We start from the raw sequence: 13,101 nt of genomic DNA, 5'->3' as shown, positions 1-13,101 counted from the left end.
AATTTAAGCACAGGCTTTAATGAAGCGCAAAGCACCGCCCATTTCCTGGAGGGAATTGTTTATCGGTAAGTGCTGCTGGTTTGTTCGCGCTGCTTATGGCGCTGGGGAGCAAAAGTATGGCGGGGGAAGCTGCGGTTAAAATTGAGGTTATCCAGGCCTGGGGCCTGGATAACCTAGCGGCAGAGATCAGTTATCAATCTCGCTCATTTCGTTTAATACAAACTCTTCGACGGCACCTTCAGTCGCCTTCATATACTCTTCCAGGTGCTTGTTATTCATGTGGGTTTGCCACAGGTCGCGTGTTTCCCAGTTTTCATAAAACAGGAAGTGTGCGGGGTTGTCATTGTCCTGGTGGAGGTTGTAATTGATGCAGCCCGCTTCCGCTCGGGTTGTATCAATCAGTTTTAAGAGTTCAGATTTCACCAGGTCAATTTTGTCGGCCTTGGCTTTAATATTGGCAACGATAGTGAGCCTACCCATGTGAACACCTCTGTGTGTCGATATGTGTTGAATTCAGGTTTGTACTCTTTTCCGGGGTCTTTCTGCGGGGGAAGCTTGATGCTGTTGATTTAGCTGCCACCCTCCCAGAGAAAGCACTGGGGTGTCGAGTTGATAAGTTCATTCTAGAACTAGATAGCACCGCTAAAAACACTATAATCTTTGAATCTTTATCAAAAAAAAATTGAAAATATGCAGCTTGAAGACTTGAAGGTCATCCTCAAGGTAGCCGAGTTTCGCAGCATCACGGCGGCGGCTGCCAGTCTCGACCTGCGCACTGCAACTGCGAGTGCGGCGATTAAGCGTGTGGAGAGTGCACTGGGGGTCGATTTATTTATTCGCACCACTCGGCAACTGCGCCTGTCCAGTGCCGGGGAGAGGTTTATCCCCAAGTGCGAGGAGGCCCTTCTGACCCTGGAGCTGGCCCGGCAGAATCTCAAAGAAGACAGCGGCCAGATCGATGGGGAGCTGCGTATAGCGGCCTCCTCAGACCTGGGCAGGAATCTTGTTACCCCCTGGCTGGATGAGGTATTGCAGGCACACCCGGGGCTGAGTCTCAGGGTGAATATCAGCGATAGCCAGGTGGACTTCTACCGGGACCCGGTGGATATCGCATTGCGCTATGGCCCCCCCGTGGATGCCAATTTATATGGTTTTAAAATTTGCGAAGTGCCCCGCTTACTGTGTGCAACTCCGGCCTACCTGGAGGAAAAGGGCTCCCCGCAAACACCGGATGAACTCTCCGCTCATAACGGCCTCTTTTATCAGTTGCACGAGATTGTGCACAATCATTGGGAGTTTTTTCGCGGCGAGTCGGTGTACAAGGTGCGGGTGGCTGGAAACCGCTCCTCCAATGACGGTGATCTGGTGCGGCGCTGGTGTGTGTCGGGTTACGGCCTGACGATTAAGTCATGTTTGGATATGTCGGCGGACTTACTTTCCGGCCGGGTAGTCGCCACTATGCGTGACTATAAGCCCAAAGCGACGGAGTTGTGGCTGGTATCCCCGGGAAGGCAGTCAATTACGCCGACGGTGCGATTGGTGCGGGATACCCTGAGGAGTCGGTGCTTAGCGGTTTTAAAGCAGTTACTTGCGCAGGACATACTCTCGGACACGGATTTCAGTGGCGGGGTGGAAGCCCAACTGAATTCCTAGTTATTTCTATCCCTGCAAGGCTTTCTCAGCAAAAGCGGTGAAAAAATGATGTGTGGGTGCCGATAAAAAGAAGGGGAGGCCTTGCTCCCCTTCCGGTTTTAAACCCCAGTTAATCCGAATGGATTAGGAGCCGGAACAGCCGTAGGTATCCAGGTAGTCGTAAGCGGCTTTTGCCTGTACCAGACCGTAGCCGTAGGCATTGTCTCTGCCCGCATCGCCGAGGTCTTCAGCGGTAGCGGTCAGGGCGTTGCGGATCTCGGTATTGCTACAGTTGGGGAAGTGGCTCCATACCAATGCGGCAACACCGGCAACATGGGGGGTGGCCATAGAGGTACCGTTGTAATACTCGTAGCTGGTAGCCTCACTTTCCAAATCTACGCTGGCGTTTAACTGTGTGAGTAGAGCCGCACCATCAGTGTCAGAAATACCAACCGAGGGAATAGTCGTCACAGTTTCGCCCAGGGTGGCACTGGAGAGTAAGCCCTCTTCATTGTTGTAAATAATGGCACCGATGCCGCCGCCGGATTCACAGTTTAAAACCTTCTCGGCGAAGCTGATATTGCCTCGAGCAATCAGGCAGATCTTACCTGCCGCACTGGTGCAAGCCGATTCAGCGGTGCCACAATCCTCCATGGAAGCGGTGATTGCGCTAGCGGGAGAGCCATCAATTGGAGCGGACTCGATATCAACACTGTCGACGGCGAGAGAGGAAATTCTGCCGCTGTCGGTGGGGACAGAAGATAAAACCTGCACGCCGGGTGCAGAGAGTTCTACCTGGTTGGTCTGCTGGGAATAGGACCAAATAGCTTTATCGCTATCGACCGCGCCGACGGACACCACTGAGGAGTAGGAGGCGGGGTAGGAGTGCGCAGTGTTACCGTCATTGCCGGCTGCGGCAATAGACAGGATGCCCTGGTTATTCAGGCTGTTAAAGGTTCGCCTCTCGAGGAAATTGGGGCTGTCACCGCCCAGGCTCATATTGATTACGTCGGCACCGTTGTCGGCACAAACCTCAGCAGCCGCCATCAGGGAGGAGGAGTAGGCCCAGCCGTCAGCGCCAAATACTTTTACAATATGCAGGTTGATATTGCTGCTGGGCATCACGCCAACAACGCCGGTATCATTATTTATCGCTGCGATAGTACCGGCCACATGGGTGCCGTGACCATCTTCGTCTTCATACCAGTTGCCGGCACCACTGGGATCGCTGGTACCGGTAACGGCATTGCCGGACAAGTCTTCGTGCACAAGGTCGTAGCCTGAATCAATAATACAGACGGTGCGATTGCCAGCTTGAGAGTCGCCCAGCTGATCGGCCTGAACCATAGTGATGCCGTAGGGCGTTTCCTGGGACAACGGGTAGCGCTTAACGTCTTCTTCAATAAATGCAACATCTGGATTGGAGCGCATTTCTTTTAGGGTTTCTGGAGAAAGATGCGCGGCCATTACATTCTGGCGGCGCATCTTAAGGGCCTGGCGCCCACCTCTCTTCTCCACAAAATTCTTAACGGACTCGCCTTTTCCCTGCTTGAAACTCACGATGTAACGCTTGTCTTCAGCCGTGGCATTACCGGTGATTGCTAGCGCTAATACACTGGCACTAAATACAGATAGGGCCTTTCTCATTGAATACTCCTAGATGTTTTCTTTGTTTATTGTTGTTGCTGTTTGCGTGGAGAATCTATCAGGATTTTCCTGACGTATAAATAATCATTTTGTATGTAGTTTCGTTTTTCTTTGTTGTGGGATTTTTGTTTTTTTAAAGTTTGCTTTATTTGGGTGTTTTTATAATTATTTTTGGGTTTTTTTGTGCTTTCTGTTTTTCCTGTTTTTAATTTTTAGGTTGTTTTTATTTTGTTGGATCTTTGGTTGGATATATGGTTGCTTTGGCCGGTGGGTTGGGGTAGGGGAGGTCGTTTTCTTGGTGGTGTTTGCTGCGGTTGGTCGAGAATAGTCATTTGCAGAGGTAATGTAGCATCTGGAGTATTTAATAAGGCCCATTCTGTGTTAGATGGAGTTATTCAGGAGTTCTACTGGAGTGTATTTTAACAAAATTAAATCGGCTAACGAGATGGCTATATTTTTAAGTTGGCCGCGACTGCTCTTCTATTTTTCCTCATTTGAGGCTGCTTGATGAATCTTTATTCACCCCAATTTCGACAGCCTGCTCCATGTCAAGCTTGAAGTTCTGTTTTATCTTAATGGTAGTCCTGATCAATTGATTGGCTTTGTGGTGTTGCGGGAGAGTTTAGGTCGACTTTGTGAACTTTATTGGCATAGCTCTCCGTATAATTAGAGGATAGTCATAAATGGCTATGGCTGTGGTGGCGCTCGATACGGAAGGGGGGGTATCAAATCGGTAGAGGAGATGGTTGAGGTGCTTGCTTTTGATTTTTTTAAAGCTCTTCTTCTATTAGACAAATATTTGCCTGGGGAAGTGTTAGCTTATTGGTCCTGTTGGAGCTTTTGGCGAGGAAAAGCACGTCACTTATTTTAGATGTTGGTGTTTTGTAGTTGATATGCCTGTTGATTAATGTCTGGGAAAATTGCCAGCTCCGGCAGTAAAGCTCGATATTTTTGTGTATTTATTTGTTGATTGGTTCTCATATTTTTATTTTTTATTGGGGGATCTCTTTTGGCTTATTTACTTTGTATTTTGATCGTACTATAAAAAATTTCTTTGAAGAGGAAATGTTGGCAGGAGAGTATTATGAGAGGTTTATTTTCGGCGCTTTTTTTCGGAGTTTTATTGGCAGGGAGTGTCTCTACATCGGCTGGCCTTCCCGAGGAAATACAGTGCTGGGTAGATTGTAGAGAGAGTGGGTATGGCTCTGAATACTGTAAAGCGTTCTGTGACACCTGAATTTGACCGAAAGTGGTTGAAATGGCCGCTCGAGGAGAAGTTGTTCTTGAGTGGCTATTGCCACTTGCTTTCCATTCTACTTAGCAAAAGAGGTGTTCGATAAATTTCTATCTGCTTAAGTCCGGTAGCTGATCCCGCGCCAAGCTTGGTGATTTTATTTTCACCCTAATTGCATCTCATTTCTTCTTCTGTATTCAGCTCTAAAGTGTATTAGTTAATTGTCTGGAAGCGAGCGGTTAGCTGAGCCGGCTGTCCCCGGAAGAACGCTGCACTTGCGTACTACTTTAGCTTGTTTGTTCGCTACTTTCTCTTAGGTATGCAGCTAAAACTTTATAGCTATTTTTATTTTGCGAGATAGTTATATCTGGGTATTTAATAATTTATTACAGGCTCGGAGGGCAGCCCTATGCCGGTACTAGGCATTCGGTATGCCTATACATAAAAACTGTCGGAAAATCCGATCATAAATAGCCGGCTTAGGGCTTGGCAAATTTATCTTATATTTTTTTAGCTCAGGGAATTAGTACGCTTGACGTATAATTTCAATGCCCGGGAGGATTGCCCGGTTCCAGGCGGCTTCAATTTCGGGGGAGAATTCCTCGTCGTGCTGCCTGAGGGTGGCGAGTAGGGCGTCGAGCCAGAGACGATACCACTCCGGACGGATATTGTAGCCGTTGCGATCGTGGCTTTTACCCAGAGCGCGCAGCTTGGTGTCCGGCATGCCGCGCGAGTGAAGTACCAGCTGCATGATGCCGTTGCGCAACAGATGGCGCTGGGCCTTCATATCGGTATTGATAAAGAGCTGGCGAATATCGGTAGAACTTCCCATAAAGCGATCGTAAAAATCTACAAAGAACTGTTCTTTATTGCAGCAGCGTCCATAACTTTGAAAAACGATATCACTATCCGTTGGTTGCATCGTTTGGATTACCTCTCTTGTTGGCCATCCCGAGTTTTATGATCAAGTGGCCTCTGTGATTAATGTGCATTTTGGAAGGGGGCGGCGATTCTAGCGGGCGAATTGGACAGCGGGAAGTGCCATTTACCTGTGTTGGCTTATTCGCTGGCACCGTGAATGGGTAGTCCGCAGGGCGCTAATCGGCCTGACTTTTTGGTCATAAGTTTGGGGGTTAGGGGGGCTCGGCATAGCGCCACAGTATCTAGCCCCTGAGGGCTCTCGCTAGAGTTGCAACACAGTCGCTGTGGTTTACAGGGGCCTGCGAATGCGTTGGTAAGCTTTGTTGCCGGTTGCAAGCTGTAGCGTATTGATGGGATTTATAGTTATCAATTGCAGCATTTATTCGGGCCTGGCTAGGCTGCCATCCCTTTCTTGGAAAGAGGTTGCGCTAGGGCGGGCTTACATAGCGACCCGGAAATTGGCCTCAGGTGGCAGTTTTTCCTGAAGTGATGACTCGCTAACCCGCAGGGCGTATAGACCTAAGGTGAGGCGGGTGCTGGGTGTATGCCCGGTAAGAAAGTAATTACTGCGCTAATAATGCGCAGATTGGCTTTTATAACAACGCTTTCCCCTGTTTTTAATATCGGCATCAATAGGTTCCTATTGATATAATCGCCGCCCACATTTTCAGTTATCCGAAGTAGAAGAGGGTTGGCTAATGGCGGTCAAACTGATGACAGATCTCGATCTCGCTGGTAAGCGCTTACTTATCCGTGAGGACTTGAATGTACCGATTAAAGATGGTCGTGTAACTTCCGATGCGCGTATTCGTGCGGCACTACCAACTATAAAAGCCGCCATTGATGCCGGGGCTAAAGTGTTGTTGATGTCTCACCTGGGGCGCCCCACTGAGGGGGAGTACGCTGAAGAGTTCTCCCTGGCCCCCGTGGCTGCACACCTGGGCGAGCTGCTGGGCCGCGATGTGGCACTGGTTAAAGAGTGGCGCGATGGCGTTGAGCTGGCCGATGGGGACGTCGCGCTGCTGGAGAACGTGCGCTTTAACAGCGGCGAAAAGAAGGACGATGAGACCCTAGCACAGGCCTACGCTCAGCTGTGCGATATCTTTGTGATGGACGCTTTCGGCACCGCGCACCGGGCTCAGGCCTCTACTCACGGTGTGGCTAAATTTGCCCCGGTTGCCTGTGCGGGGCCGCTGTTAGCGGCTGAGTTAGATGCCCTGGAAAAAGCCCTGGCAGAACCGGCGCGCCCACTGGTTGCTATTGTCGGTGGCTCCAAGGTTTCTACAAAATTAACCGTGCTTGAGAGCCTGGCTGACAAAGTGGATCAGCTGATTGTCGGGGGCGGCATTGCCAATACCTTCCTGGCGGCCAGTGGCAAGCCGGTAGGCAAGTCCCTGTGTGAGCACGATCTGCTCGATACCGCTAAAGCCCTGATGCAAAAGTGTGATATCCCCCTGCCCACCGATGTGGTTACCGGTAAAGAGTTCAGTGAGTCCGCTGCTGCGGAAAGCAAAAGTGCCGATGCCGTCGTTGAAGACGATATGATTTTTGATATCGGCCCGAAATCTTCCGCGCAACTGGAAGAAATCCTCAACAGCGCCAAGACTATCATCTGGAATGGTCCTGTCGGTGTGTTCGAGTTTGACCAGTTTGGCGGTGGCACCGAGCACCTCTCCAAGGCTATCGCTGCCAGTGCAGCCTTCTCTATCGCGGGCGGTGGCGACACTCTGGCGGCGGTGGATAAGTATGGAATTGCCGATAAGGTTTCCTATATTTCCACCGGTGGTGGGGCCTTCCTGGAGTATGTGGAAGGTAAGAAACTGCCGGCTGTCGCCATGTTGGAAAGCCGCGCACAAGATTGAATAACGATAAATAAGGCCTGCCGCAATTGCCAGGCAGGTCATAAAAGCAAAAATACAAATACTACGAGTAGACGAGAAAGGAATTAATTATGGCTCTTATCAGCCTGCGCCAAATGTTGGACCATGCCGCAGAGCATGGCTACGGTGTCCCTGCATTTAATGTTAACAACCTCGAACAAATGCGTGCGATTATGGAAGCGGCCAAGGAAACCGATTCCCCAGTAATCGTTCAGGCTTCGGCCGGTGCCCGCAAGTATGCCGGTGCCCCCTTCCTGCGCCACCTTATCCTTGCCGCTATTGAAGAATTCCCCGAGATTCCGGTGGTTATGCACCAGGACCACGGCACCAGCCCGGCAGTTTGCCAGCGCTCCATCCAGTTGGGCTTTAGCTCTGTGATGATGGACGGCTCTCTCGAAGAAGACGGCAAGACCCCGGCCTCCTACGAGTACAACGTAGATGTTACCAAGCGCACAGTAGACATGGCGCACGCTTGTGGCGTGTCTGTCGAAGGCGAACTGGGCTGTCTGGGTTCCCTCGAAACCGGCATGGCTGGAGAGGAAGACGGTGTCGGCGCCGAGGGCAAACTGTCCCACGACCAGCTGCTGACCGACCCGGAAGAAGCCGCTGACTTCGTCCAGAAGACCAAGGTGGATGCCCTGGCAATTGCCTGTGGTACCAGCCACGGTGCCTACAAGTTCACCCGTCCGCCCACCGGTGACATTCTGGCGATTGACCGCATCAAGGAGATTCACGCGCGTATCCCCGGTACTCACCTGGTGATGCACGGTTCCTCTTCGGTGCCCCAGGAGTGGCTGGCTGTTATCAACGAGTTTGGCGGCGAGATTCCGGAAACCTACGGCGTTCCCGTTGAGCAGATCTGTGAGGGAATCAAGCACGGTGTGCGCAAGGTCAATATCGACACCGATCTGCGCCTGGCCTCTACCGGCGCTACCCGTCGTTTCCTGGCCCAGAATCCATCTGAGTTTGACCCGCGCAAATTCTACCAAGCGGCCACCAAGGCGATGAAGGAAATCTGTATCGCCCGCTACGAGGCGTTTGGTACCGCTGGCAACGCCAGCAAGATTCGCCCTGTCAGCCTCGATGCGATGAGCGCGCGCTACACCGCTGGTGAGCTGGAGCCGCAAATCAAGTAACGCCCCTCCGGTGTTTCGAAAAGGTGGGCTCTGGGCCCACCTTTTTTCATTTCGGATCGCTTTTCCCGCAACGACACCACTACCTCTCCCGCCAAAATGCAGTACCATTACATGAATGGATACCTTGCAAGATTTCAGCACATACGATAATAGCCCGGTAATCAAGCGTCCGGACTATTCTGCACTGCGTCAGAAATTGCCAGAACTGGATTTTGGCGCTGACGAAACACCGCTGTGCAAAGAGCTACAGGATTATCGTAATTTTTACGATTTGCACTTTCCCCTGGCTCACAAGACCGGGGTGGGGACTTTTAAAGTCGCCGGATTTGAGCTGGTTTCTCAGTATTGGATGGTGGAAAAGCCGCGCGGCACTCTATTTATTTGCCATGGCTATTTTGATCATACCGGTATTTATGGTCCGGCAATTCGCTTTGGTTTGGAGCGGGATCTGAATGTGGTGATTTTTGATTTCCCCGGCCACGGTCTTTCCAGTGGTGAGCGTGTTGCTATCCATACTTTCCTGCAATACCGCCAGGCTTTTGATGGGCTGCTGGCGATTGCGCGCGAAAAATTGCCGGGGCCCTGGCACGCACTGGGGCAGAGTACCGGGGGCGCTGCGCTACTGGCGCACCTTCAGTACAGCTGTTGGCAACCCCTGGATAAGATCTTTTTATTGGCCCCGCTGGTAAGGCCCTCAAAATGGGCTTGGTTCAATCGCTGGAAATACTATTTGGGCCGTCTGTTTATCCGCGAGCCCGGCCGCGCATTTACGATTAATACCCACGATGTAGAGTTTTCCCGGCGCCAGGCGCTAAGGGACCCGCTCCAGTCACAGTCTATCTCTATGAGTTGGCTCAAGGCGATGGTGGATTGGTTGCAGACATTTCCCCACACGGCGCGCAACCAGCGCCCCATCCTGTTGGTACAGGGGACGGATGATAAGACGGTTGACTGGCGCTACGGTCTCCATGTAGTTCGAAATCGTTTTCCCAATTGCCACCGGGTATTGATTCGTGGTGCCCGGCACCAGATGATCAATGAGACTCAGCCCTATCGCCACCAGATACTGGCGGCGATGGACGAGTGGCTGAACCGTGAATAGTTTTTACTCTTTATGAGATCCATTTAAAGTGCGGGGGATAGCGGCCGGGGCCGAGGAGGCGCAGCGGCAATGGTGAAGTGGCTATCTCTGAGGAGGGGCAGAATTTAATGCCTCTCTATTATACGAGTAAATATAAATCCTTCTCTCTTCTGTGCCGTACAGGCGTCTGTGGCTATTATAGGTTCGGCAATTAAATACGTCTGGGTCGAGTTTTATTATCTGACTTCTTGTCAGGACCAAGTCAAAAGGTGATTTTTGTCCTTTGTATCCTCTCCTGTTCTCAACGGTTAAGTTTCCGTTAGTGTTGCTAATAGGGGCTCCTTGACCACGCAAAAAATGGTGTTCTGTTAGTAGAGCTTGAGGTATAAAAGGCCATGGACCAATAATTATTGCATTGCCACTTGAGTCAGAAACTTTAAGGTAGCCGTGACTTGGATTATGGTGCTGTAGGCAAGTGATTTTATGATGGCAGCTCAAATAATTTCGAGCTACCACCCACGCCACAGCGGTTAGAGAGTTGCAGTTTTCCACCCTCGGCGGCTATTGCCTTCGCTATTCTTCGACCAAAACAATAGTAATTATTATTTTGGAATGACCGATTAAACTCCTGATAATCGCCGCTATTATCGCTTCGCGTGGTAACCCATTTATAGAAATCCATGACCTTGCTGGGGATCATTGTTGTGCAGTTATTGTCATCGCAATCATCCTTCTTGTTACGGTTATTTTTGAGCCCTTCGGGACGTGATTATTGGTTACCGTGATAATTTCGTTCCCCCGCCTAAGCCGGTCAAATTGTTCATGATTTACACTACACAATGTAGGTTTAGCCATGTGCCCCTCCCTGGTATTTATCGTCAATTCACTATTTTGTTGTTAATAACTCCAAAATAGTGAACTTTGTAGCCCTAATTTAGAGTGCTTATCAGCAAGCTTGGCGGTGTTAATCGGGTAACCCACCTGAAGTGCCTTGACTTATATTTGATGAAACTGAGGGCTATGCCGTGGGGTAGTCGGAGATTGTCGGAGGCCAAAATAGCGCTGCCAGTGCAGCCGTGAGTGGCCGCTTTCGGTGAACGCCAGCGGCCATTCCGACACAAGGGGCCGTTAAAGAGCAGCCTTACCCTGACGGTGCAACTTCCTGCGCTGCACCAGGGCGTCGATAGAGTAGAGAGCCAGTCCCAGCCATACAAACATAAAGGTAGTGAGCTTTTCCTCACTAAAGGACTCGCCCAGCGCCTGGGTCGCCACCACCAGCATCAGTGTGGGGCCGATATATTGCAGGAAGCCCAGTGTGGATAAGTTGAGCCTGCGCGCGGCAATGGTAAACAGCAGCAGGGGAACCAGGGTTATGGGGCCGGCAAACAGCAGTAGGCCGTTTAACTCCAGACTGTTGTTTAACAGGTTGCTGGTCGGGGTATCACTCCACAGCAGATAGGTGAGAGCTACGGGCAGCATAAACAGCGTTTCCACTGCGAGGCCGGTCAGGCTCTCTACCGGGGCCTGTTTGCGGGCCAGGCCGTAGAGCGCAAAGGAGCCGGCCAAAAACAGCGCAATAATCGGCACGCTACCAAACTGCCACAGTTCGTAGGCAATACCGGAGGCAGCCAATGCCACTGCGAGCCACTGTAGTCGCCGCAGCTTCTCGCCCAGCAACAGAACACCCAGCAAAACGTTGATCAGTGGATTGATGTAGTAGCCCAGGCTGCTTTCCAGCAAATGGCCATTATTGATCGCCCAGATAAATACCAGCCAGTTGCCACTGATCAACACTGTGGTCAGAGCCAGCATACGCATCTTCTTGCTGTCGCGCAGGGTGGCCACAAGGTCCGGAACTTTGTGCAGGATCAGCAGAATACTGATAGCCAGTACCAGCGACCAGATACTGCGGTGAGCGAGGATTTCCGCTGCGGGAATCCCCTGTAATTTGTTGAAGTAAAGTGGCGCCAGTCCCCAAATGAGGAAGGCGGAAATCCCGGCGAGAAGGCCGGTTGAAGCGGAATCATGACTACGCAAGGGAGCACCTGCTGTGGATAACTCTGGCTTTGCTTCAGGGGTGGCACGGGGGTGGACACCTGGACCTGAAGTAAAAGAATAGGTTCGCCCATTGTAGAAGCGGTGGGCGGCGGGGATCAATCTTTTTTACCGCGAGGAAAGCTCTGCTTGGCGTGTGGCTGGCGGGCACTGATAGGTACCCGCCAGCTAGCGGTCGGCCTAGAAAAGTACGCGGCAGCGCAGGGTGCCGGGGATACTTTTCAGCTTTTCCAGTGCCAGGTCAGAGTATTCGGCGTCTACATCAATCACCACATAGCCCAGCGTCTCATTGGTTTGCAGGAACTGGGCGGAGATATTGATCGCATTTTCCGAGAACACCTGGTTGATGGCGCTCAGTACACCGGGCACATTTTTATGAATATGCAGTAGGCGGTGGGTTTCCAGGTGGCCGGGCAGTGCCACTTCGGGGAAATTCACTGAGCTGGTGGTGGTGCCGTTATCGGAGTAGTGCGCGAGCTTTTCTGATACCTCTGTGCCGATATTCTCCTGAGCCTCCATGGTGGAGCCTCCCACGTGGGGTGTCAGCAACGCCTTGTCGATACCGCGCAGGGGGGAGACGAACTCATCGCTATTGCCGCGTGGCTCTACTGGGAAGACATCGATGGCCGCACCGGCCAGGTGATTGCTCTTCAGGGCGTCGGCCAGGGCATCAATATCTACCACTGTGCCGCGAGAGGCATTGAGGAGGATACTGCCGGGTTTCATCTGTGCGATTTGCTCGGCGCCCATCATCATCTTGGTGGAGGGCAATTCCGGTACGTGCAGAGAGACCACATCGGCTTCCGCCAGCAGCTCTGCCAGCGAGTTCACCTGGGTGGCATTGCCCAGCGGCAACTTGGTAATCACATCATAGAACCTGACGCGCATGCCGATCGCTTCGGCCATAACAGATACCTGGGAGCCGATAGCACCGTAGCCGATAATACCCAGGGTTTTGCCGCGAGCCTCGAAGGAGCCCACCGCCGATTTCTGCCAGCCGCCGCGATGACACACGGCGTTCTTCTCCGGGATGCCGCGCAGCATAAAAATAGTTTCGGCAATAATCAGTTCGGCGACGCTGCGAGTGTTGGAGTAGGGCGCATTAAATACCGCGATGCCCAGCTCTGTCGCTGCCTGTAAATCCACTTGGTTGGTGCCGATACAGAAACAGCCCACAGCGACCAGCTTGGAGGCATGCTCCAGCACTTTGCGGGTTAACTGAGTGCGCGAGCGAATACCGATAAAGTGCGCATCGGCAATTTTCTCGATCAATTGATCTTCAGGCAGGGAGGTCTTGAGGTACTCCACATTGGTGTAACCTCGGGAGCTGAGTAAGTCGACGGCGGACTGGTGTACGCCTTCTAGCAACAGAATGCGAATTTTATCTTTTTGCAGGGACTTTTTTTGATCGGAACTGTGCGCAGCCATAAACTATCTCTTCACTGAGTGCGAATAACAAGTGCAAAGTGCTTGGATCACTTCTTCGGGGTGCCGCAATTTTGGCGAAGGCGCGAT

At 51.6% G+C, this 13,101-nt stretch carries 9 protein-coding genes; 4 read left to right on the top strand and 5 right to left on the bottom strand.

Going from position 1 to position 13,101, the window contains the following annotated elements:
• Positions 1-186 precede the first annotated feature (186 nt).
• Complete coding sequence (locus tag ACJJIK_RS13715; protein ID WP_444928862.1) at positions 187-480, bottom strand: putative quinol monooxygenase; 294 nt, start codon at positions 478-480, stop codon at positions 187-189.
• A 210-nt stretch (positions 481-690) separates the two neighbouring features.
• Between ACJJIK_RS13715 and ACJJIK_RS13710 the strand changes: the two genes are divergently transcribed.
• Positions 691-1,653, top strand: a complete 963-nt coding sequence (locus tag ACJJIK_RS13710; RefSeq protein WP_444943071.1) for a LysR family transcriptional regulator — start codon at positions 691-693, stop codon at positions 1,651-1,653.
• A 123-nt stretch (positions 1,654-1,776) separates the two neighbouring features.
• On the opposite strand, the gene ACJJIK_RS13705 is transcribed toward ACJJIK_RS13710, so the two are convergent.
• Both ACJJIK_RS13705 and ACJJIK_RS13700 read right to left on the bottom strand, forming a co-directional pair.
• Positions 1,777-3,279, bottom strand: a complete 1,503-nt coding sequence (locus ACJJIK_RS13705) for a S8 family serine peptidase (protein WP_444943070.1) — start codon at positions 3,277-3,279, stop codon at positions 1,777-1,779.
• 1,757 nt (positions 3,280-5,036) lie between these two features.
• Positions 5,037-5,435 carry a globin gene (locus tag ACJJIK_RS13700; protein ID WP_444928859.1) on the bottom strand — a complete coding sequence of 133 codons (399 nt, stop codon included), beginning with the start codon at positions 5,433-5,435 and terminating at the stop codon, positions 5,037-5,039.
• 697 nt (positions 5,436-6,132) lie between these two features.
• On the opposite strand from ACJJIK_RS13700, the gene ACJJIK_RS13695 reads away from it, so the two are divergent.
• The 3 genes from ACJJIK_RS13695 (at position 6,133) to ACJJIK_RS13685 (ending at position 9,552) form a co-directional block, all read left to right on the top strand.
• Positions 6,133-7,296 carry a phosphoglycerate kinase gene (locus ACJJIK_RS13695; protein ID WP_444943069.1) on the top strand — a complete coding sequence of 388 codons (1,164 nt, stop codon included), beginning with the start codon at positions 6,133-6,135 and terminating at the stop codon, positions 7,294-7,296.
• An 89-nt stretch (positions 7,297-7,385) separates the two neighbouring features.
• Positions 7,386-8,450 carry a class II fructose-bisphosphate aldolase gene (gene fba / locus ACJJIK_RS13690; RefSeq protein WP_444928857.1) on the top strand — a complete coding sequence of 355 codons (1,065 nt, stop codon included), beginning with the start codon at positions 7,386-7,388 and terminating at the stop codon, positions 8,448-8,450.
• Positions 8,451-8,565: 115 nt separating this feature from the next.
• On the top strand, positions 8,566-9,552 hold the full coding sequence (locus tag ACJJIK_RS13685) for an alpha/beta hydrolase (protein ID WP_444928856.1): 987 nt from the start codon (positions 8,566-8,568) through the stop codon (positions 9,550-9,552).
• 1,107 nt (positions 9,553-10,659) lie between these two features.
• Here the strand turns inward: ACJJIK_RS13685 and rarD are convergent.
• Both rarD and serA read right to left on the bottom strand, forming a co-directional pair.
• A complete protein-coding gene (gene rarD / locus ACJJIK_RS13680) occupies positions 10,660-11,568 on the bottom strand; it encodes an EamA family transporter RarD (protein ID WP_444928854.1) in 909 nt (302 codons plus the stop codon).
• Between the two features lie 198 nt (positions 11,569-11,766).
• Positions 11,767-13,014 carry a phosphoglycerate dehydrogenase gene (serA, locus tag ACJJIK_RS13675; protein ID WP_444928853.1) on the bottom strand — a complete coding sequence of 416 codons (1,248 nt, stop codon included), beginning with the start codon at positions 13,012-13,014 and terminating at the stop codon, positions 11,767-11,769.
• Positions 13,015-13,101: the final 87 nt, after the last annotated feature.

Source organism: Microbulbifer regidiadema (SeqCode) (genome assembly GCF_052466995.1).
The sequence above is the reverse complement of the archived record's forward strand: the minus strand, read 5'-3'. Positions and strand labels throughout refer to the sequence as shown.